At 56.0% G+C, this 20,136-nt stretch carries 15 protein-coding genes and 6 pseudogenes; 9 read left to right on the forward strand and 12 right to left on the reverse strand.

The window, feature by feature from the left end:
* The 3 genes and pseudogenes from AFK24_RS00255 to AFK24_RS00265 all read right to left on the reverse strand — a co-directional run.
* Nucleotides 1–521: pseudogene (locus AFK24_RS00255) on the reverse strand (transposase); the annotation flags it as partial.
* 90 nt (nucleotides 522–611) lie between these two features.
* Nucleotides 612–1,256: a glutaredoxin 2 gene (gene grxB / locus AFK24_RS00260; protein ID WP_065831336.1), complete on the reverse strand. Its 645-nt coding sequence runs from the start codon at nucleotides 1,254–1,256 to the stop codon at nucleotides 612–614.
* 150 nt (nucleotides 1,257–1,406) lie between these two features.
* On the reverse strand, nucleotides 1,407–1,712 hold the full coding sequence (locus AFK24_RS00265) for a putative quinol monooxygenase (protein WP_080481999.1): 306 nt from the start codon (nucleotides 1,710–1,712) through the stop codon (nucleotides 1,407–1,409).
* 108 nt (nucleotides 1,713–1,820) lie between these two features.
* On the opposite strand from AFK24_RS00265, the gene AFK24_RS00270 reads away from it, so the two are divergent.
* Nucleotides 1,821–2,756 carry a LysR family transcriptional regulator gene (locus AFK24_RS00270; protein WP_065831338.1) on the forward strand — a complete coding sequence of 312 codons (936 nt, stop codon included), beginning with the start codon at nucleotides 1,821–1,823 and terminating at the stop codon, nucleotides 2,754–2,756.
* 41 nt (nucleotides 2,757–2,797) lie between these two features.
* Here AFK24_RS00270 and AFK24_RS00275 read toward each other — a convergent pair whose 3' ends face one another.
* Both AFK24_RS00275 and AFK24_RS00280 read right to left on the reverse strand, forming a co-directional pair.
* Entirely contained in the window at nucleotides 2,798–3,382 is a 585-nt protein-coding gene (locus AFK24_RS00275) for a carboxymuconolactone decarboxylase family protein (protein ID WP_065831339.1), read from the reverse strand.
* 48 nt (nucleotides 3,383–3,430) lie between these two features.
* On the reverse strand, nucleotides 3,431–4,810 hold the full coding sequence (locus AFK24_RS00280) for an MFS transporter (protein ID WP_065831340.1): 1,380 nt from the start codon (nucleotides 4,808–4,810) through the stop codon (nucleotides 3,431–3,433).
* Nucleotides 4,811–4,914: 104 nt separating this feature from the next.
* Between AFK24_RS00280 and AFK24_RS00285 the strand changes: the two genes are divergently transcribed.
* Complete coding sequence (locus AFK24_RS00285; RefSeq protein WP_065831341.1) at nucleotides 4,915–5,790, forward strand: LysR family transcriptional regulator; 876 nt, start codon at nucleotides 4,915–4,917, stop codon at nucleotides 5,788–5,790.
* Nucleotides 5,791–5,937: 147 nt separating this feature from the next.
* On the opposite strand, the gene AFK24_RS00290 is transcribed toward AFK24_RS00285, so the two are convergent.
* Both AFK24_RS00290 and AFK24_RS00295 read right to left on the reverse strand, forming a co-directional pair.
* Nucleotides 5,938–6,291, reverse strand: a complete 354-nt coding sequence (locus AFK24_RS00290) for a putative quinol monooxygenase (RefSeq protein ID WP_020291263.1) — start codon at nucleotides 6,289–6,291, stop codon at nucleotides 5,938–5,940.
* 87 nt (nucleotides 6,292–6,378) lie between these two features.
* On the reverse strand, nucleotides 6,379–6,576 hold the full coding sequence (locus tag AFK24_RS00295; RefSeq protein WP_020291262.1) for a tautomerase family protein: 198 nt from the start codon (nucleotides 6,574–6,576) through the stop codon (nucleotides 6,379–6,381).
* 139 nt (nucleotides 6,577–6,715) lie between these two features.
* Here AFK24_RS00295 and AFK24_RS00300 point away from each other — a divergent pair, with 139 nt between their 5' ends.
* The 3 genes and pseudogenes from AFK24_RS00300 to AFK24_RS31845 all read left to right on the forward strand — a co-directional run.
* A complete protein-coding gene (locus AFK24_RS00300; protein WP_065831342.1) occupies nucleotides 6,716–7,618 on the forward strand; it encodes a LysR family transcriptional regulator in 903 nt (300 codons plus the stop codon).
* A 182-nt stretch (nucleotides 7,619–7,800) separates the two neighbouring features.
* Complete coding sequence (locus AFK24_RS00305) at nucleotides 7,801–8,355, forward strand: cytochrome b (protein ID WP_065831343.1); 555 nt, start codon at nucleotides 7,801–7,803, stop codon at nucleotides 8,353–8,355.
* 308 nt (nucleotides 8,356–8,663) lie between these two features.
* Nucleotides 8,664–8,843, forward strand: a pseudogene (locus tag AFK24_RS31845) (carboxylesterase family protein); the annotation flags it as partial.
* A gap of 41 nt (nucleotides 8,844–8,884) precedes the next feature.
* On the opposite strand, the pseudogene AFK24_RS31450 reads toward AFK24_RS31845, so the two are convergent.
* A pseudogene (locus AFK24_RS31450) lies at nucleotides 8,885–9,170 on the reverse strand (flavin-dependent monooxygenase); the annotation flags it as partial.
* A 192-nt stretch (nucleotides 9,171–9,362) separates the two neighbouring features.
* Between AFK24_RS31450 and AFK24_RS00315 the strand changes: the two are divergent.
* A pseudogene (locus tag AFK24_RS00315) lies at nucleotides 9,363–9,958 on the forward strand (NIPSNAP family protein).
* 48 nt (nucleotides 9,959–10,006) lie between these two features.
* On the opposite strand, the gene AFK24_RS00320 reads toward AFK24_RS00315, so the two are convergent.
* From AFK24_RS00320 to AFK24_RS00335, 4 genes and pseudogenes are all read right to left on the reverse strand, one after another.
* Nucleotides 10,007–12,409 (reverse strand): membrane-bound PQQ-dependent dehydrogenase, glucose/quinate/shikimate family, encoded by a 2,403-nt coding sequence (locus tag AFK24_RS00320; protein ID WP_240500319.1) that lies wholly within the window; start codon nucleotides 12,407–12,409, stop codon nucleotides 10,007–10,009.
* 274 nt (nucleotides 12,410–12,683) lie between these two features.
* Nucleotides 12,684–13,972 (reverse strand): annotated as a pseudogene (locus tag AFK24_RS00325) (MFS transporter).
* Nucleotides 13,973–14,022: 50 nt separating this feature from the next.
* A pseudogene (locus AFK24_RS00330) lies at nucleotides 14,023–14,520 on the reverse strand (acyl-CoA dehydrogenase family protein); the annotation flags it as partial.
* A gap of 1,247 nt (nucleotides 14,521–15,767) precedes the next feature.
* Nucleotides 15,768–16,235, reverse strand: a complete 468-nt coding sequence (locus tag AFK24_RS00335) for a cupin domain-containing protein (RefSeq protein ID WP_080482003.1) — start codon at nucleotides 16,233–16,235, stop codon at nucleotides 15,768–15,770.
* A gap of 283 nt (nucleotides 16,236–16,518) precedes the next feature.
* On the opposite strand from AFK24_RS00335, the gene AFK24_RS00340 reads away from it, so the two are divergent.
* From AFK24_RS00340 to AFK24_RS00350, 3 genes are all read left to right on the forward strand, one after another.
* Nucleotides 16,519–18,384: an FAD-dependent oxidoreductase gene (locus AFK24_RS00340; RefSeq protein ID WP_276204923.1), complete on the forward strand. Its 1,866-nt coding sequence runs from the start codon at nucleotides 16,519–16,521 to the stop codon at nucleotides 18,382–18,384.
* Nucleotides 18,381–18,923, forward strand: a complete 543-nt coding sequence (locus tag AFK24_RS00345) for a VOC family protein (RefSeq protein ID WP_065831347.1) — start codon at nucleotides 18,381–18,383, stop codon at nucleotides 18,921–18,923. Before AFK24_RS00340 ends, AFK24_RS00345 begins: the two co-directional genes overlap by 4 nt.
* A 169-nt stretch (nucleotides 18,924–19,092) precedes the next feature.
* Nucleotides 19,093–20,016, forward strand: coding sequence for a helix-turn-helix domain-containing protein (locus AFK24_RS00350; protein ID WP_065831348.1), 924 nt, complete (start codon nucleotides 19,093–19,095; stop codon nucleotides 20,014–20,016).
* Nucleotides 20,017–20,136: the final 120 nt, after the last annotated feature.

The raw sequence follows: 20,136 nt of genomic DNA on the forward strand, positions 1-20,136 counted from the left end.
CGGGCCACATCTCGCGCCGTTTCATGGACACTACGGGCGATTTTTCGGAACGAAGTGTTCGGGCAGCAGCGCGCTTTCATCGAGCATGTAGCGCAGTCGGTTTGTCGGGATCGAAAGATGATGGTGCCAGCTTTCGTGACATGTGAGCGCTGGTTCTTGAAGGCCCGCCACTCGCTACGCAGGGCGTGTCCGGTGGGACCGCGATACTCCTGCGTTTCTTCATTCCATTGAAAATCGCTGCTCGAGAGGCTGTCGTTCTTGCGTTCGGTTTTGTCCCAAACCGGCACATGAGGCTCAATGTTTTTTTGGTCCACCATCCAGGCCAGCATCGGTGCGGTTCCATAAGCGGTATCGCCAATGAGCCGATCCGGCTTGATGGCGAACTGTTCTTCGACCCGCTCAATCATGGTCTTGGTGCTTTCGACCTCGGCGGTTCGATGGGCGAGTGTCGGCTCCACGTCCACAATCACACCATGCTCGACATCAATGAGATAGTTCGTCGAGTAAGCAAAGAACGCCGGGCTGGAGAGGCGACAGTTGTATGGCCGCGGTTCGTCCGGGCCCTAGTTTGCAGTTGATGGGTCGCGGTGGTTGCCAGTGAAGGAGAGGCCTTAGATCGCTATCGAATCGTGCAGATCAATGCCGCTAAGTTCTGCCATTCGAAGACGATAAGCGTCGACAGCAGGCGGATACTCGATGCCATGCACGATCGACATGCTGCGCAAGGTCGCGAACAGGTGGACGTCGTCTTCGGAAAGCTCGCCGTTCACTGCATCGGACGATTGGATCAGGGGTTCCAGGGCCAGCAGATGACGGTTCAGCGCGTCGATATAGTCGGGGCTGGCCGCCATGTGATCCTTGAAGCTGCCGATCATGCGCTCCTTGTTTCGGGTGAAGTATGCACGTGCCGAGGTCGTGGAGAACTCTTCGAGGTCTGCCGCCGCCCAGCGTGGAAGTGCCAGCGAAAATAGCGGACCCGATGCGTCGCTATTCCACTGTGCCACGGCCGGATTGAGAGGGCCGGACAAGATCTTCTCGCCGGAAAGGCCATCGATATAACCGACGATATCCATACTCTCGGCCAAGTAGCGCCCGTCGTGCTTCAGGATGGGCGCCATTTTCTTGCCGATCATGCGGGTGGGGGTGGCTTCATCATTGTTCAGGAGAATGACGAGATCGAAGGCTATGTTCTTGAATCCGAAAATCGTGCGTGCCTTCACGCAGAACGGGCAGTGATCGTAAACGTAGAGCTTCATAAGGTTTGATTCCAAAAAGTGGGTGCCACGATATGACGTGAGTCGCGTTGAGCCCTTGATTGTTCGAGGCCCGCATGAGGTGCGAAGTAGTCTTCTGGCTATTCCGAGTGCGCATTCGGCGAATAGGGTGAGCTGCCTGTTCGCAGCTCTTCAGTTTGAGTAAGCGCCAAAGAAAGTTATCTCGGGTTTGCCGACCATTAAGTGTTCTGCGTCGCGCTCGAAGGCATGAAAGTGGGGTTGGGTGAGATGTAAATCGAAAGCCTCCCGGTCCCGATAGATCTCATGGAACACCACATGGTTTTCATCGTCTTCTGGAACCAGAACATTGAAAGCGATACATCCCGCTTCATTCGCCAGGGACTCGCGCGCGTCTGCGGCCGCCACCGGTAGGAACGCGGTGCGTGACCCTGGCTGCAGAGTGATCCTGGCGATTACGACAAAGGTAGTTAGCGACACGTTGGGCCTTCTTTCATAAACGATGCGAGGCATTACTGTATGGAGTGCATGATTGAAAGAGAATGCCCGTCGATGAGACTATGCGTTTCATAAATGAGAGGGGCGAAAATGGATCTCAATGCGGTGCAGATGCTGGTGACGATCGTCCAGGCCGGTAGCATGACCGCCGGCGCTGAACGTCTGGGGGTCCCGCTACCCACCGCAAGCCGAAGGATTCGTGCCCTTGAGCAGGCGTTGAAGGTTGAATTGCTGGAACGCTCAGCCAGGGGCGTGAAGCTGACTGAAGCCGGTGTACGCCTGTTTGAGCATGCCAGCCGTGGCCTGGAACTGCTGCAAGAAGGCCACGACGCTGTAATGAGTGACCAAGCCCACGTTAAAGGTAAGTTGCGTCTTTCAGTCCCCCCATCGTTCTCGCCCTGGTGGCAATTGATTTCGGACTTTCAGCAAGATCATCCCGACATCCGCGTTCACCTGCTTTCGACGGAGCGTCGCGTTCACCCTGTCGAGGACGGCATCGACGTAGCGCTTCGCGTCGGCAAGGTGGAGCACGAAGCCTTGATCGCCAGGCACCTGCTCGATTATCGACATGTCTTGGTCGCCAGCCCCAAGTTTCTTGCATCCCATGGCATGCCGAATCATCCCAGTGATCTGAGTAAGTTTCCCTGTGCAACATGGAGCCTTGGCACCAATACCAACGGGATCTGGCGCTTCCCGGAAGTATCAGTGGTGCCCAATACCGTGTTGTCGACAAATGACAGCATGCATCTTCTGCACAGTGTATTGGCAGGGGAGGTTATGACGGAACTCCCCCCCTTTATCGTCAAGGATGCGATTCAGAGCGGTTTACTTGTGCCTTTGTTGCCAGACTGCCCATTGCCAGAATTTTCATTAAATCTTTTATATCCTGCGCACCGGCACCGCTCTGCGGTTGTTCACACTTATCTGGAGTATTGCAGCCGACGCATTCCCTGGCTGGTAGAGGCTTGTACTGCTGTCACCAGAGCAGTTGACGCGCCGATTAGATCGCAACAAGACCCAGTTTAGAGCGCGCCAGGCTAGCCTGACGCGCAACGCAGCCACCAATCTCATCCCTTGATCCAGGTCCCGTCCTCTTGTGCGTCAATGGCAATGTCGAAGGTCTGGATATAGCCTGACAACATCCGATAGTAACCAATCACGATAATTGCATCGCTCAACTCCTGAAGCGAGAAGTGCTCCTGGGCGTGTTTGAACAGCACGCCCGGTGCCTTACCTTTGTCGAGGATGGCTTGGCCGAACCGCAGCAGTACGCGCTCGTCTTCTTTAAATGCTTGGGTGTCCTCCAAGCAACCCTCGGTTATAGCGACAAACTGGTCCGGACGGACGCCCGCAGCTTGGGCGATGGAGACATGCTGCTCCCATTCGTAGGCGACATTTTCATGTGAAGCCAAGAGTAAAACCATCAGCTCCTTGTGATAGTCGGAGATGGTCAGGTCCCTGAAGATCGCATTGGTCAGATCAATCATCGGATTGAATGCACCCGGGCTGTAACCCAGCATCCGGAAGAAGTTGACCTTCGTCGGCAGCTTTTCGAACTTGTCCCGCACGTGATCAGGCAACTTCGTAAAATCAGGATAATCGATTTCGACCTTCGAACTTATTTTGTCATTGGAACTGGTTGGGTTGGCCATAAGGCACTCCTGTAAACTCAAGTTAATGGTTGAGAGGTTTATCGGTAATCAGGTGCTGACCGGCAGTTGGGACGTACGGCTGACCCAATGGTTCACCGCGATGCAGACCAACAAAACCGCTGCCGAGACGATCATTGCACTCGATAACCCTTTGGAAAAAGCTGCAGGGTCGGTGCTGGTGATCATGGCCCCAAACACCGCAACACCAATCACGCCGCCAAGCTGTCTGGCCGACGCCATTAATCCCGACGCCATGCCGGCGTCATGCGAAGACACCGACGCTAGCATCGAATTGGTAATAGAGGGCACGGACGAAGCGCTGCCGATGCCCACTACCATCAGGGCGATATTCAGGTACCAAAGCGACGTCTCGGGCGTGACACGGGCCAGCGCCAGGAAACCAACGGCCTGAATCAAGAAACCAACGGTGATGATGCGTTGCGCACTGACGTGCCTGGCAATCCGTGAGGAGACCATCGTGGAGATCGTCAGCACTGCCGTAAGCGGTATGAACGCCAGGCCGGTTCTAAAGGCGTCGTAATGTAGAAACGACTGGAAGTAGATGCTGAATACAAACACGGTGCCGTAGAAGGTGAGGTTGATGGCCGCACCGGCCAATGCAGTGGTTGCCAGGGTTTTGTTTTGTGCCAATCGGCTGGGGAGCATGGGGTTCTTGACCCGTCGCTCAATCAAGACGAACGCAATTGCGCAAACCACGGCGACTGTCATGGTCGAGATGGTTTCAGTCACCCAGCCTTTCGAACTTGATTCGGTCAGGGCATAGGTCAATGACGCCAGGCAAATACCAATACTGATCTGCCCCGGTATGTCGACTTTCTTATCAATGCGGGGGGAGGGTGGTGCATAACGCATGATCAACCCAATCGCGAGAACGCCGATGGGGACGTTGAGTAGAAAAACACTTCGCCATCCGAGCCACTCGATTAGCAGGCCGCCCATGACCGGCCCCGCAGCCAGCGCGATACCTCCACAAGCGCCCCACATTGCTACGGCTGATCGCCGTTTGGCAGGATCGTCGAATGCCAGCCTTATCAATGTCAGGGAGGTGGGCACCAACAGGGCTGCGCCCACACCCTGAACAACACGCATACCGATCAGCATGGTCATACTGTTAGACAGGCCGCAGCCTATGGACGCCAAGGTAAAAAGTGCAAACCCCGACGCGAACACGGTTCTGGCGCCAAACTTGTCACCCCCCGCGCCCCCCAGAATCAAGAGCGCCGAGAACGCCAACGCATAGCTGTTGATGACCCATTGCAGACCGGTCAGGTTTGTATCGAATGCGGTTTTCAAAGCGCCTAACCCAACGTTGACGACGCTGACATCAAGTTGGACGACTAAAAAACCAAGGCATGCCGCGATCTGGATCGCGGCTAATGAGGTGGTTTTTGGGGCGGTGTTGGACATGATTTTGTGGTCGCACTGTTAGATCAATGGTTAGACGGTAACGGTTGACAATCTATGCGTAAATACTAGAATCCGCGTACATTAATTGCATAAACGCATGGCTCATGGACTGGGAAGATCTGAGATTTTTTTTGGCAATTGCTACGGCTGGCAGCCTGTCGGGAGCTGCGCGTGCGCTTGACGTCAATCAGGCCACCGTTAGCCGACGGCTGGCCGCATTGGAAGCTCAACTCAATGTACGTTTGGTTGATCGACTCCCGCGTGAGTCGCGTCTGACCGCTATTGGCCAGCAGATCATGCAGGATGTTTTGGACATGGAAGAAAAGGCGTTCGCCGTTGAGCGCAAGTGCTTGTCGTCCAGGGCCGCTACAAGGGCGAAGGTCACCATCACCGCGCCTCCTATTCTTGCCAGGCACTTTCTAACCCCAAACCTGGCTGAGCTGGCAAGAATGTCTCCGATGGTGCAGCTTTCAATTCTGAGTGAACCTCATTTCGTATCCCTGTCGCGTCTGGAGGCAGACCTGGCATTGCGTCTTTCGCCACCTATTGAAGATACGGACATCGTCAAAAAGGTTGGCAAGATGCAGTTCGCTCTCTACGCGCAAGGCGACTATGCGAATGCACTGGATGAGCAAAAATGGGAGTTCGTCGGCTACACCGACCGGCAGGGCGACTTTGCGCACAAGCGTTGGCTTTACGAAGTCATAGGCGCGAGACGGGTTGCCTGCGAGGTCACTGATTTGAGCCACCAATACGAAGCAGCTTGTACCGGCGTTGGCGTTGCCGGGCTGCCTTGCTTCATTGGTGATCGTGACAATCGCCTGGTCAAGCTCGACAACAATCTTCCAATGCTCTGCCTCGACATTTGGGTCGCCATGCACCCTGATCGTCGCAACGACACGGTAGTGCGCAAAACCGCCGATGAGATTTTGCAGTTACTTGAACCCCTTGGTTTGGGGTTCCCCTCAAATGCCAGGTAAGCCTCGGCTGACGCGAGCACCCAAGTGTCCATGTCCGGACCTGGTTATCTATCGGATTGCTTATCCCAGGTGATGCTCCCCGTGGGGTGACGGGGGCATAAGCGCAGCCTCAATTTTTTGCCATCGAGTCTGCGCAGATCAAATCAATCAGCGGCTGAAACCGTCAAACGGCGTCATGTACACAGCGCCGAACGGATCCAGACGTTTGCGGATCTCGGCATCGGGTGTGCCGTACACGACCAGGCTGGTGATGGTGCACAGTTCGAGGAAGCGCTTGCCGAATGGAGCAAAGGTCTCGTCCACGTGGCTGACCACGGATTCGACGTTGTAGCGCTCAAGAATATGCGCAACGCTTTGGTCTTCGTTGACGCTGTACTCGTAAACCAGGGTGCCCGGTTCAAGCTTGGTCGCGGGCACAATCTGGGCAATCAGCGCTTTGAATTCTGGAAAGTCGCCGGGTTTGATTGCAAGGGTAAACAGGCAGGAAATATGGGGATGCATGGGGATCTCTTCCATCTTCGGCGTCTTGGGGTGTCAGGTGAGGATGCATCGCTGACCCAGCCGATGCATTCGGTGCAGTCTCTGGGGTCAGGACTTCTCAGGCGCTTCGCCGAACAACTTGCCCGAACCTGCCCAATCCGATGGTGCTACGTCTTCGAAAATCACGTAGATGTACTCGGCAGGGGTGCCGGTGTTTTTGACGATGCTTTCAGTGATCTCAGCAGCCACGGTGGCTTTCTGAGCGTGCTCTTTACCTTCGAACCAACTGACGCGTACTACGGGCATGATGTATTCCTCTTGGGATAAAAACTCGGGCTGAAGTGATCAGTCCGTGACTTGCAACCATCCTAGGGTAGAAGAGTCTGGCGATAAACAGCCTAAAACTATAAAGTGGGTAGCGTTTATATCTACAGTTAAGGCGTTTATGATCCCCATCGATTCGTTTCAAGGCGTTCTCACCTTCGTCATGGCGGCACGTTCCAATAGCTTTACCGAGGCGGCGGGGCGGTTGGGGGTCTCCAAATCAGCCGTAGGCAAGTCCATTGCGCGCCTTGAAGAGCGGTTGGGGGTGCAGCTGTTTCATCGATCCACCCGTCGCATCTCCCTGACCGCTGACGGTGATGCCTATTTCATCGCCTGCTCCAACGCACTCGAAGAAATCGGTGCCGCTGAGAGTGGACTGGGTCCGGGAACCCGTGAACCCTCCGGCCGCTTGCGCGTGGATATGCCCGTGGCCTTCGGGCGTCGGGTGGTCGCGCCCTTGTTATTCGAAATCGCTGACAAGTATCCCGCGCTGCAGCTGAACATGACTTTTTCTGATCATCTGGTCGATCCGATTGAAGAGGGCATCGACCTGCTGATTCGTTTTGGGGAGCTGAAAGATACCCACGGTCTGGTTGCTCGCCGGCTAGCACGACAACGCTGGGCTATCTGTGCTGCGCCGAGTTACCTGAAGCGCTTCGGCGTACCTGACACCCTGGAAGATCTGAACCGTCATCATTGCATCGTCGGCCATCGACGGGGCCAGCCACTTTCCTGGCGTGTGAGGGAAGGGCAGAAAAGCGTTCGCTACTCACCTCCCGCCACCCACCAGATCGGCGATGGCGAGGCGATGATCCTCGCCGCCGTGGCGGGCATTGGCTTGTGCCAGATGCCCCGCTGCCTCTTTAATGACGATATTGAAGCAGGCAGGCTCGTGGAGGTGCTGGGCGGCTATGAGCCAGAGCCTGTTGAGGTCCACGCGGTATGGCCCAAGGTGTCGCACTTGCGGCCCAAGGTGAGGTATGTGGTGGATGAGCTGGTCCGGTTGTGTGAGCACTGGCAGTAGTGTCCTGGCCAACACAGAGCATCGGATGGTTGTTTGTAGAGCTGGAGTCTACACATTTGATCTTTAGCGATTATTTATCGAGCTGGGTTTCCACTATAGGATTGTGGCGCGCGGTCTGATGGCGGAATTTCATCCGAGGTAAGCAGGCGGCGCAGTCCGTTAAGTCATCGAAGAAGACCGCCATGAAAAACACGAACACTTCCGGTTACACCAGTCCCGCCAAGTGGCTGCATTGGGGCATGGCGTTACTCTGGATTTGCAGTTGGGGAGTGGGCATCCTGGCCACCCACTGGCGTGACGAGTTGAATCCACATCATCAACTGACCATCCTGCACAAAGCGGTGGCCAGCACGCTGCTTTTTCTGATCGTTCTGCGCGTGACCTGGCGGTTGATGAATCGTCCGCCTGAGTTGCCGGCAAGCATGAGTCCGCTGATGAAGCGCGGAGCAATGATTGGCCACGTGCTGCTTTACGTCGTCGCCCTCATCGCGCTGCCTATGTCCGGCTGGTACTGGAGTTCAGTAGCAGACAAAGCCATTCTCGTTGCCGGGCTGTTTATCTTGCCGCCTTTGGTTATGCCTGATCCTGAACTCTACGACCTGGCCAAGTACATCCACACTTGGACGGCCTGGTGCTGTGGCGCGCTGGTAGGCGGTCATGTGTTGGTAGCCTTGAAGCACCACTTCGTTGACAAGGACGAGACGCTGATCGGCATGTTGCCCGGTCAGAAAAAATGATTGATCCCGTCCTGTAAATGGCCTGCGTCAGTCATTGCCTTTTAATGAGTGCAGGTTGATACCCTTCGCTCTATCTCAGCCGCCACAGGCACCGCAGCAAGCATCGTCACCTCTCTCGATTCCCAGGCTGGAGCAGCATCCGGCCTGACGTTTCCTTTTCTTTTGCCGGCATTAAAGGCACTTTCACGATCAAAAAAATCGTTGCCTGTTCTTTTGTCGCAGCCGGGGTGTTTGCGCAGAGTCCTGAAACCCAAGCCGCTATCCTTAAGGTGGAACAAGGTGTTCTGGCAGGCACGCGTGGCAATGGCGTGGATGCTTATCTGGGGGTTCCTTATGCTGCGCCGCCCGTCGGCCTGAATAGATGGCGTATGCCTCAACCACCGGCGTCGTGGAGCGGTCAGCGCGTAGCGACCGAGTTCGCCAGCAGTTGCCAGCAGGAACTCAGCGATGGGTTCGGGCCTTACACCCGGGAGTACATGGTGCCAGGACACGTCAGTGAAGATTGCCTGTACCTGAACATCTGGCGACCGCGGAAAAACGGCTCGTCCAGATTGGCTTCGCCGCCCCGTATGAACGTCCACTCTTCGAGAACGGTGACGTCATCAACCACCACATCATGGCTGCCGGTGCCCGCAAGGCCGACGGTGTCCCAGGTCTGCTCAATGCGTGCTGCGCTCTGCGGCATGACGGCCAGCCGTGGCAGCGTTACGCGGGATGATGCCAACGCCAATCAACTCGGCGCCCATGGAGCCACTGGAGTATTTCCAGCGGCCCTTGACCTTGAAGCCACCTTCAACCAAATCGGCCGGCTGTGGCCTCGGCGCAGAAGGCCTACAAGGCTGTCGCCTCATAACGCCTTAGGCCGACTTGCGCTACGGCGCTGATCTGCAAAAGACTCCTTTGGTCAGGCCTACTCAGCCTGGCTTTTTTTTATCCAGTGATATGCAAGGTGCGAGCGCCTTGTTGATGCTGTGAGACAAGCCCGGGCATTAAATGAAACTCTATAATTGATCACCTTCACCTTACGTGTCCGCACACCCGCAGCCGCACTCGACATCCTCGAAGCACCCTGGCGCTACCTGGCGTGGGCGGCACACTGATGGGCTGCTGGGGCTCGGAGATTGACCCGTTGAATCAAGTGTTGGTGTTTCGTGGCTTCAGCGATGAGTCCGCGAGACAGAACGAGCGTGAGCGTTATTTGCTGGCGGCTGACGCCTTCGGAATCGAGGCGTTGATGCCCGACATGACCGTCGAAAATTACACGATATTTCCCTTTATCAAACCCTTGAAGCCAGGGAAGTACGGGCCATTCTACGAGTTGCTGATCCCCTCGGGGCTGACACCAACGCTGGCGGGTTGGGAGAAATCGGCAGGGCCAAGAACGGCTTCAGCCTACTCGCCGGTTTACGGCGCGTTCTACGCGACTGATGGTCGTACGCCGCGTTACCTGCATATCCGGCCATACGCAACGCTTGAACAGCGCCTTGATGTGCGGGGCCGCGCAGTGGCTGACGGTGTGTGGCCGCCAGAAAACTCGGGGCCACAGTTGCTGGAGATGCGCTCAACCGTATGCCTGCTGGCAGGGTTTTCGCCATTGAGTTGATAGGTGTCGGGCGGGAGGGGGCAGTCATTTATGGCTGCCCCCCGGTGACTACTTCTTCAGATTTTTAGGCAATGCGAAGGCAATCATGAAGTCGCCATGGTCTGGTGCCGCACGTGCACCGTTAGCGGTGACCACGACAAACTGGCGTCCATCCTCGGGCGAGGTGAACACCAGCGGCGTGGCGCCGGCGCCCACTGGCAGCGGACTTTTCCAGACCACTTCGCCTGTCAGGCTGTTCAGTGCCCGCAGGTAGTAGTCAGACGTTGCCGAGAAGAAGATCAGCCCCGAACCAGTTGGCGTCGAGCCACCCAGCGTAGGCATGCCCAGCTCGATTGGAAGATGCGTGCGCATCCCCAGTGGGCCGAACTGCTCAGGTGTACCCAGGGAGCGGTGCCAGAGCACCTTTTGCGTTTTCATGTCGATGGCGGCCATCGTACCGAATGGCGGGGTAGTGCATGGCACGCCAAGGAACGACTGGACCATACCGCGCTCAGCACCGTAAGGCGTATTGTTCATCGGCACCACACCACCGACGCTGTGGGAGCCTTTGCCACTGGCGGCAGCGCGGGCGATCTGCTCTTCGCGGGTCAGCAGGCGAGCCTTCATCATGACGCGCATATCGTTGACGATCATGAGGTCATGCTGCTTGTCGATGGACTGACCACCCCAGTTGGTGGTGCCGTACCAGGACGGGTTCTGCAAGTACCAATCCATCTGCGGCGGCGTGTAGTCGCCCGCGTAGTAAAGGCCCTTGAACTGAACGCGGCAGTTCAACTGGTCAATCGGGGTAATGCCCCACATCATGGCTTCGTTCAGGACGGCATCACGCATCTGCGGCATGCCGACTGAATAAGGCTGGGTCTTGGAAAGGTTTTCGCCTTTGACGCCGTTGGTAGGCACCGCGCGCTCTTCGACCTTGGTGATCGGCACCCCGGTGCGGCGATCGAGCACAAAGATCTCGCCGTTTTTGCTTGCCTGGACCAGCGCCGGAATACGGCCGCCCTTGCCATCAGGCATGTCATAAAGCACGGGTTTGGATGGCAGGTCGTAATCCCAGACATCGTGATGCACAAGCTGATAGGCCCAGCGCTCCTGGCCTGTGGTGGCGTCCACCGCGACCACCGAGGTGCTGACGCGATCAGTCGCTGCTGAACGCATGCCACCGAACAGGTCAGGGGTGCCATTACCGGTCGGCAGGTACACCATGTTCAGTTCGGGATCGTAGGTCGGGGTTGCCCACATGTTCGGGGTGCTGCGTGTGTAGCTTTTGCCTTCTGCCGGTGGATTCGGCTCGCCAGGGCGGCCCACATCCCACGCCCAGGTGAATTGACCCGTTACCGCGTCGAAGGCCCGGACAACGCCGGAAGGCTCGTCCGTCGACTGGTTATCCATCACCCAGCCGCCAATGATCAGATTCTTGCCTGCCAGCAGCGGGCCGGAAGTCGGGTTGTAGAACCCTGGAATCACTGCGCCCATCCCGGCAGCGAGGAAGACCGTGCCGTTTTCACCGAAGGTCGGCACTGGCAAGCCGGTTTTGGCATCCAGAGCGATCAGGCGCATGTCGCCGGTAGTCACGTAAATGCGCTTTTTGCCGGGCGCATCATCAGCCAGTCCAGGGACTTCGTAATAAGCCAGCGAACGGCAGCGCATCCAGTCTGCGGTCGCAGCAGGGTCAACTTTCGGGTTGAAGTGCCAGAGCTGTTCCCCGGTATCGCCGCGCAAGGCGAAGACCTGGTTGGTCGGGGTGCAGGGGTAGAGCACGTTGCCAATCTGCAGAGGCGAGTTCTGGTTTTCGCGGCCGTTAGCCGTGATGTCACCGGAACGGAAGGTCCAGGCGATCTGCAAATCCTTGACGTTATCCAGGGTGATCTGAGCGTCTGGCGTGAAGCCTTCGCCCGATGGCGTGCGGCCGAAACCCACGGATTGCGCCTTGTCTGCAGCTGGGTTGTAGTCTGAGGCTACTTGCGGTGTAGACGTCGGCTTGACCAGCCAGGTCGGATACAGGGCATTGACGAAGGCCGCCACCAGCCCCAGCAAGATAACGGTCGCAATGCTATAAGAGACCGGTCGGACTTTTTTACTGCTGCGTGCCTGCGGCAAAGCCGGCGCGCACAAAGCAATAAGCAAACCGAACACAGCGAACATCCCCAGGCGTGCAGCCAGAGGCCAGAACTGCAGTCCGGTTTCCCAGAGCGACCAAACCAGCGTTACAGCAAAGAAAGCGCTATAGAGATAAACCGCGCGCAGATCCAGACGCATAAGCAAGACAGCGGTGACGATTAACGCGATGCCAGCTGGCAGGTAGTAAAACGAGCCTCCCAAACCAATCAACTGCGCGCCGGCGTAACCCAGGTAGGCACCGGTGAGCAAAAGTATTACGCCAACAATGACCGTATAGACCCGCAGCAAGGGCGAGACTCTTGAAGGGCCAGGGTTAAGATCTGATGACACGTCGGAAATCCTCTTGTTAGGAAATGCATCCGCTGAAATTCGCCCGAACTCATGGGCGTAAATCGTAGGTGGGGGGGCTTGTAATCAGGGTGACAATATGTCGCACTATAGCGCGATGCTATCACGTACTGGATGGTTGATAGATGATCTAAATGTCTACTGAGGGTAGACCTGGAGGAAACAATGTCGATGTCATCTAAGCCAGGTGATACGCAACTGCCTGCCAGACACGAATGTCGGCAGGCAACTATTTGAATATCGAACTATCGCGCGCTCATTGCTTCTGTGGATCGAATTGTTTGTCCCGAATAAACAACGCGGGTATCACACCACAGATAAAATAGGCTGCGCCCATCACCAGGAAGCCGACCCCGATCGAGCCATGGGACGCCAGGAACCCAATGGCCGCGGGCGCAATCGCTGCACCCAGACGTCCGATGTTATAAGCGCCGCCGACCGCAGAGCCGCGAAACTTGGCTTCGAAACTTTCGGTCATGTAGGTGGCATTTACGCCGTAAGGATTGCCGTACAGGAAACCGAACACCACCAGCATCCACAGGATGTTTTCCGGGCTCTGGAACAGCACGATGATCGGCGGAAATACCGCCGTCCCCAAGGCACCAAAAGCGAACACGGCACGGCGTCCGATTCGATCGGCGGCGAACCCGGCAATAATCTTGCCGAGGATCATAGCGGTGTAAGTGCCCACCATATAGTCGGTCATGGACTTGAGGTTCATGCCCAACTCGCTTTCCAGATAAGTGGGCATCCAGTTGTTCACGCCGTAATAACCGAACTGCAGGAAGCCCGCCGTCAGCGCCCAGCAGATGAACATCAGGCGCGCCTTGGGATCACCGAAAATCTGTTTGAACATGCTCCCGCGCTTGACCGCCGCCTGCTTTAAACCGCCGTCGATTTTCTGCTTCGCACGTTCTGCCTGTGCGTTGACCCAGGCTTGTGGCTCCGGCACGAAACGCTGCATGACCACCGCGAGGATGACCGGAATGATCGCGATGTAGAACAGCCAGCGCCAGCCATGGATGGGCAGGATCCATCCGGCCAACAACGTCGCGACGATATAGCCCACCGACCAGCCGGCTTGTAACGTACCCAACACCGTAGTGCGAAAGCGCGTGGGTACGTATTCCGCCATCAGCGTGTTGCAGGCCACATACAAGGCGCCGATTCCCAGTGATGCCAAGAGTCGGGTGATTGCGAACTGCCAATAGTTTTGTGTCAGACCGAGCACGGTCGTGCCGACGGAGAAAAGAATGATGCTCCAGACGACGGTTTTTACCCGTCCGAAACGATCACAGGCCCAGCCTCCGTAAATACCGCCAATCGCCATGCCTGCCAGAGTGAAACTTCCCAGACTGCCGGCTTCGACGTTGGTCAGGCCGAATTCAGCCTTCAGCCTTCAGCCTTCAGGCTGCTGAGGCTGTAGGAGAGCAGCATCAGGTCAGCGCCATCAATCAACAAGCCAAGAAAGCAGAAAACGAATACCAACACCCACGTGTTCTTTTTGGCCAATGCCTGGGCATTGACCTGAGCTACAGCTTCCATCACGTCACCTTGTTGTATTTATAGGGAGCAGGGGGCTTGAGTCCGAGCGATCAACTCTGGGCGTCGCGAATCATGTTGCGGGCAATGACCAGCTGTTGAATCTGGGTCATGCCTTCGTAGATCCGGAACAGTCGTACGTCGCGATAGAACCGCTCGATGCTGTATTCGCTGACATAGCCGGCACCGCCGTGGATCTGTACGCCACGGTCAGCGACCCGGCCGCACATCTCGGTGGCGAACATCTTGGCGCAGGAGGCCTCGGTGCCGATGTTCAGACCCTGGTCACGTTTTCGTGCGGCATCGAGCACCATGCAACGCGCGGCATAGATTTCCGCCTTGCTGTCGGCAAGCATTGCCTAGATCAGTTGAAACTCGACAATCGGCTTGCCAAACTGCTTGCGCTCGATCGCATAGTTCAAAGAGTCAGCCAGCATGCGTTCTGCGGCGCCCACGCTCAGGGCAGCAATGTGCAGGCGACCTTTATCCAGCACTTTCATGGCGGTTTTGAACCCGACACCTTCTACACCACTGATGAGTTGGCTGGCGGGACTGAAGCTGATAAAACCCCATGACCTCGCTTGCTCTGAGTTCAGCGGTAAACGCCTCGCTTCCGGAGTTGGTTAGTCAAGCTGGCGAGCGCGCGGGCATGCGCTTTCTGGAGTTCTTCACGGCCAATCCGCAACCCGAATACGCGGCGGACTTATGCCAGGGCCGCCCAGGAGTTTTAACTTGGTGTCAGTCTGTCGGTGTATTGATCAGTTTGCGAAACGTCAGCACGGTCTCCTAGCGTCGATATAAAAAACCCAATCTGACGTTTTTACACACTCTGGACCGATTGCTGTCGTTCGCATCAGGCGGAGTCGACCAAATTTGGCTCACCTTTCGGCATCACTTAGGGGCAAATACTGGTTTAGCATTAAGAGTCGAACATGAGATCAATTGATTGCAAGGTAGAAGGTTTTAATATTTAAATCAGTTAATTACGTATTTTTTTCTTGTTGCGTGACACATTTTTAGGCAGAGCCTGCGGAACGCTTTGAATCTCTATTACCTGAGCTGACCCACTCCTTGGGCAGAAAAGGACCAGCGCTCAACGCTCTCCAACTGCCTAGCTAGCCAGCTGTCTCGAGGCTAAGGTGTGAGAATATACTGCAAAAAATAACTGCATTCGAATAGAGTCGCAGGATAGCTACATTCATTTGACCGGCCGGTCTGGCCCGCAGCGGTACGATCTCCCCCACAATGGATCAAGAAATGCTTAAAGACCGGTTACGAAGCGAGCGCAGTGCATTAGGTCTGTCTCAGAAACCCCGGCTACTCGTTGCGGTGTAGGAGCAAATGCTCAAGTTCATATGAGACTGGCGTCCGCATTCCTCGTGCAGACTATCTTCAGCGCTTGGCCTCCCTGGGAATTGACGTTCAATTCGTCTTAATGGGCGCGCGCAGCTACGAACACAGACCAATTGACCAGAGTTGAGTGATGCCATTATTGTCATTAGTTACTATCGCATGCTCTTGGCCTATATCAAAACATTCAATATTCCCATTGACACTCAGGAATATGGAAGTTGGATCGAAGGCTGAATGCGGTATTGGCCTGCGGCCTAAGGCTACGGCATCACTCTTGATATAGAGTTTAGAGTGATGGGCGGCCGATAGTGGCGGTCAAAACCTGTCGCTATCGGCCCACTTGTGCGTTGGTAGATGATCTATCCGCGTAAACGCGAGGCTGGCCGACGGGGCACGTTGGCCCTGAGCGTTACTGTTGGCGCAGACTGACCATCAACCTCAAAGCTTATTCCACATGTTCGAACTCGACTTTTTCACCTTTGTCGGGAATGGACAAGGGTGTTCCCTCCACGCCCGAGTAGGTCACTATGACCACCGCCTGCTTATCCCCCGTCACCCCCCGATGGCTGGAATTTACGGACTCAGCAAACCCCTGCCCAGCGCTTACCTTATGAGATTTTCCGGATACTCGGTCCTCAATTGTCAAGTCTCCAGAAACCACGTAAGCCGCATTAGGTATCGGATGTTGATGCCAAGGCAGTGCCGTGTGAGGCGGTATGGTGATTTCCAGAATCGTCAACTGTGGCTGGCCTGTAGGGTAGGACTTATAGGGCGTGCCCTCCCAAGAGGCCACTTCTTTCAAGGCGACCTGAGCCCTGATCTCGGGCGCGTCCGCGGCGTAGACAACGGAGGGAGCGCTGGCCAGTACGGCAGTAAAGGCGAGCAGGCGGGTGTAGATATCAAGTATCTTCATGACGTTCCTCTTAGCTGTTGTTTTTGTTGTGTGCCGGTAGTGTTGTGCGTTCGATCTAGCGCGGTATTGAATAATTCTGCGGACCTGTTGAACGATTCTTCCATGCCCTGTCGCTCCGCGTGGCCACTGGAAATCGTGCAGGTCGTAAAAGTCATTTCCTTCAACGAACCGAGATGAATATTCAATACCCCTGAGACCCTGCCTCCCATGATCAAGCCTCAAAAATAAAAACAATGACCTGAGGAGATAGCTTATGGTCCTTTCAAACGATAGAACCTTGGTGATGTCAGATGGGCCTGCCGCGGCACTCTACCAACCCGGTCGGATTGGTACGATGCAGCTGCGTAACAGGTTCGTGCAGGCCCCCATCTTTACTCAGTTCGCCAGCACCTTCGGTGAAGTCGACGACAAGCTGATCGACTACCATCGCGCGCGTGCCCGAGGCGGGGTTGGCTTGATCATCACTGAAAACACCTCCATCGACTGGGAGGTCGGGCGTACTGTCGGGCATCCGATCCGGATCGATCACGATCGTTTCATTGGCGGGCTCAGCAATTTGGTGGATGCGGTGCATGGCGAAGGCGCGAAGATTGCCGTGCAACTGCATCACACTGGGCGGCAGAACTCACAAGGTAACACTGAGCGTAACGAGCCGCCGTTGGCACCCACTGCCGGTATCACCAGCGCATTCGGTACAGCTCCGCGCGCGATAGAGGAACATGAGATCCCAGGTCTGATAGACAAGTACATCCAAGGCGCCCGTCGTGCAGTGGCGGCTGGCTTCGACGCTGTGGAACTGCACGGCGCCCACGGTTACCTGCTTGGCCAGTTTCTATCGCCTTTCACCAACAAACGCACGGACAGCTGGGGAGGAAGCCTGGAGAATCGCGCACGGTTCGCCCTCGAGGTGGTCCGTGGCATACGCGCCGAGGTCGGCCCGGACTATCCAGTGCTGTACCGGCTCAGCGTGGTCGAACCTTATGAAGGCGGGCTTTCGCTCGAGGACGGGCTGGCGTTCTGTGAAATGCTCGAGCCCCATGTAGATGCCTTGGATGTCAGTGCCGGCAATTACGATACAGCGATGACGCTGTTACCGATGATAGCCCCTGGCTCGTTGGTCGATTATGCCAAGGCGGTGAAGCAGAGGGTATCGATACCCGTCATTGGCGTAGGCCGCTTGACGTGGCTACTCGACGAAATGTCCCAAGCGGTATCGGCAGGTGAACTGGATTTTGTCGCGCTCGGACGATCGGGACTCGCTGACCCCGATACGGTCATCAAGACCCAGCGTGGACAGCCTCAAAGCGTGCGCCGTTGCTTGGCCGTCAATGAGTGTATATCGCGCTGGATGTTCAACGGTAAAGGCACGCAGTGCGTTATCAACCCCACCCTGGGCCAAGAGCGGCGTGCCGAGCAGGCCCGGCGTCCAGCCGCCAGCAAACAGCGAGTGTTGGTAATCGGCGCAGGGCCTTCCGGCTGTGAGGCGGCGATCCTCGCCGCTCAACGCGGTCACCGCGTCACCTTGCTCGAACGCGATGGACGCCTTGGAGGACAACTCTGGGCCTGGGCATCGGCGAGCCCGTTTCGTATAGAGGTCATCAACATGATCGAGTTTTACGCAAGTGAACTCGATCGCGTAGGGGTTAAGGTACTCCTGCACTCCGATGGCAAGGACGTGAATCCGCACCTGTGGGATACGGTGTTGCTTGCTACCGGAACCGAGTCTGCGGAGCCCGGCACAGATGTGACCCAGATGATGTCCAGTGGCATTCTTCCGTCGGCGAGCGAGGTCGTGGTGTATGGAGAGACCGAAGTTGCTCTTTTCGCAGCACTCTGGCTGGCTGAGAACGGGAAAAAGGTCAGCTTGCTATCCCCGGCGGCTGACGTCGGCATGGATACCAACGATATGCAGCGCGGCCACCTTACGGGGCTCCTGCAAAACCTCGACGCCAGGATAGTCACCCACGCCGACCTACCCGCGGCCGGCCAGGTCATCATGGCCAGCGCACGCACGGCGTCGACATTACATGCCGGACTGGTCGATGACTATCGCGTGCAAAGCATTGGCACGCGCGCCTGTGGAGGGAGGATGTACGAAGCCACGCAATCAGGTTTTTGGTCCGCCGCACGCATAGGAGAAACATTATGAATGTTCGCGCTATCGAGCACGTCGGGATTACCGTTCCGGACATGGAGGAGGCCACCCGTTTCTTTAAAGAGGCGTTTGGCGCGCAGGTGCTTTATGACATGCTGGACAAGCCGCTGGGTGGACCGGCAGTGGAGTCAGGGCTTGGAATCGCGAAAGGCGCGGTGATCCAGGTCATCCGCATGCTAAGGCTTGGCAACGGGCCCAATCTGGAGCTGTTTTCGTATTCGGGGGTGACGCAGGCCAATCCCGTAGTCCCGAGTGATCTTGGTATCCAGCACATCTGCATCTATGTCGACGACATCGACGCTGCCGCCGATCAATTAACGAAGGCAGGCGGCATCTTGCTGAGCCAGCCAGGGGACCTTCCGGGACTCGATGCCGGTGCGGGCAATCGCTACGTTTACACTAGAACGCCCTGGGGCAGTACGATTGAGCTGGTTACCTATCCAACCGCCCAGGCTTATGAGCGCCAGACGGATCTTCGCCGCTGGAGGCCCAGCAACGCCGCAGAAGACGACATCAAGAAACAGTCTAAGTGATGGACCTGACGTTACGCTGACAGGCTTGGCTCGTGATGATCATGAGCCAAGCCTGATCGGCTTTTTGCGTGTGCTATTTTGAGAAGGCGGCACACGCATCGGGTCAGGTGACTGGCGGGTCCGTGATTATGAAAAAACTCCACTACTTAATGACAATAAAGGAGTTGTGATGAGTCTAATTCTTTTGGCGCCCGAGAAAATGCTCGAGGTGATACCAGGCGAGGTCACTATCAATGGCACTGTGGATACGGTGCCGAACAAGGGTATGTCAATCCGCGGTTATCGTTTCTATAAAACCGAGGTAGATATACCCTGCATGAGGGACTATGAGTTGGTTCGCTGGAAAAAAGGAACGTCGAATCTCGGGTTTCACGACGGTTCCCGATGGCGGAAGAATGCCGTAAATGAGGATGATGTAACGATACTCACTCGTGGCGAGTCATCTCGCTGGTATTGGATGAATGATATAGAAGTCAGCCATATCTACATTTCGCAAGCACTCATGGCCAAAGTCGCCAGCGAAATATTTCACAAGGACATTGACCGCATCTTCGTTGACCATTACCCGATCGTCAATGATGCTGCGCTGTCCGCGCTCATGGGGTGCTACGAGGCCGAAGCGCTGAGTGAGGAGCCTGGTAGCGATCTTTTCTCGCAGTCGCTGGAAATACAGCTATGCATTCACCTCATGCGCAAATACATCAAATGTAATGGTCAGGACGAAACCGCATCACGTATTTCAAGAACCCGTTTGGACACCTTACAGCGCTATATAGTGACGCACCTCTCGGGCACCATATCGGTCAAGGACATGGCCGCCATCGTCGATTTGAGCCCATCGCATTTCGTTCGGGTGTTTGCAACTGTGTTTGGCGTTTCGCCGCATCAATATGTACAGGCACAACGGCTCAAGCGAGCCGAACGGTTGCTTTCGACCCTGCGCAATGTGCCGCTCAAGGCCGTGGCCATGGATTGCGGCTTTGCCGACCAAAGTCATATGACCAGGTTGTTCAAGGAAAAGCTGTCGATGACGCCGAAAGAATACCGAGAAAAACATGCTTTCGGGTTGTTCTGTTCTCTCACCGTACAGTGATAGGCCAGCATATATAGTCTTTAGAGGCATTTAGCGAGGCCTCATTACTGAGGTTCAAGCTAGATGCCAGTCACGACAGTTAGGTCTTGGACGCACTGGGTTGAATTTTGCGTATTTACG

The sequence above is a fragment of the Pseudomonas syringae genome (assembly GCF_001698815.1).
Classification (GTDB): domain Bacteria; phylum Pseudomonadota; class Gammaproteobacteria; order Pseudomonadales; family Pseudomonadaceae; genus Aquipseudomonas; species Aquipseudomonas syringae_A.

Coding starts and splice junctions, on each gene's coding strand:
- grxB (WP_065831336.1), bottom strand. CDS start 1,256: ATGAAGCTCTACGTTTACGATCACTGCCCGTTCTGCGTGAAGGCACGC.
- AFK24_RS00270 (WP_065831338.1), top strand. CDS start 1,821: ATGGATCTCAATGCGGTGCAGATGCTGGTGACGATCGTCCAGGCCGGT.
- AFK24_RS00275 (WP_065831339.1), bottom strand. CDS start 3,382: ATGGCCAACCCAACCAGTTCCAATGACAAAATAAGTTCGAAGGTCGAA.
- AFK24_RS00280 (WP_065831340.1), bottom strand. CDS start 4,810: ATGTCCAACACCGCCCCAAAAACCACCTCATTAGCCGCGATCCAGATC.
- AFK24_RS00285 (WP_065831341.1), top strand. CDS start 4,915: ATGGACTGGGAAGATCTGAGATTTTTTTTGGCAATTGCTACGGCTGGC.
- AFK24_RS00290 (WP_020291263.1), bottom strand. CDS start 6,291: ATGCATCCCCATATTTCCTGCCTGTTTACCCTTGCAATCAAACCCGGC.
- AFK24_RS00295 (WP_020291262.1), bottom strand. CDS start 6,576: ATGCCCGTAGTACGCGTCAGTTGGTTCGAAGGTAAAGAGCACGCTCAG.
- AFK24_RS00300 (WP_065831342.1), top strand. CDS start 6,716: ATGATCCCCATCGATTCGTTTCAAGGCGTTCTCACCTTCGTCATGGCG.
- AFK24_RS00305 (WP_065831343.1), top strand. CDS start 7,801: ATGAAAAACACGAACACTTCCGGTTACACCAGTCCCGCCAAGTGGCTG.
- AFK24_RS00335 (WP_080482003.1), bottom strand. CDS start 16,235: ATGAAGATACTTGATATCTACACCCGCCTGCTCGCCTTTACTGCCGTA.
- AFK24_RS00340 (WP_276204923.1), top strand. CDS start 16,519: ATGTCAGATGGGCCTGCCGCGGCACTCTACCAACCCGGTCGGATTGGT.
- AFK24_RS00345 (WP_065831347.1), top strand. CDS start 18,381: ATGAATGTTCGCGCTATCGAGCACGTCGGGATTACCGTTCCGGACATG.
- AFK24_RS00350 (WP_065831348.1), top strand. CDS start 19,093: ATGAGTCTAATTCTTTTGGCGCCCGAGAAAATGCTCGAGGTGATACCA.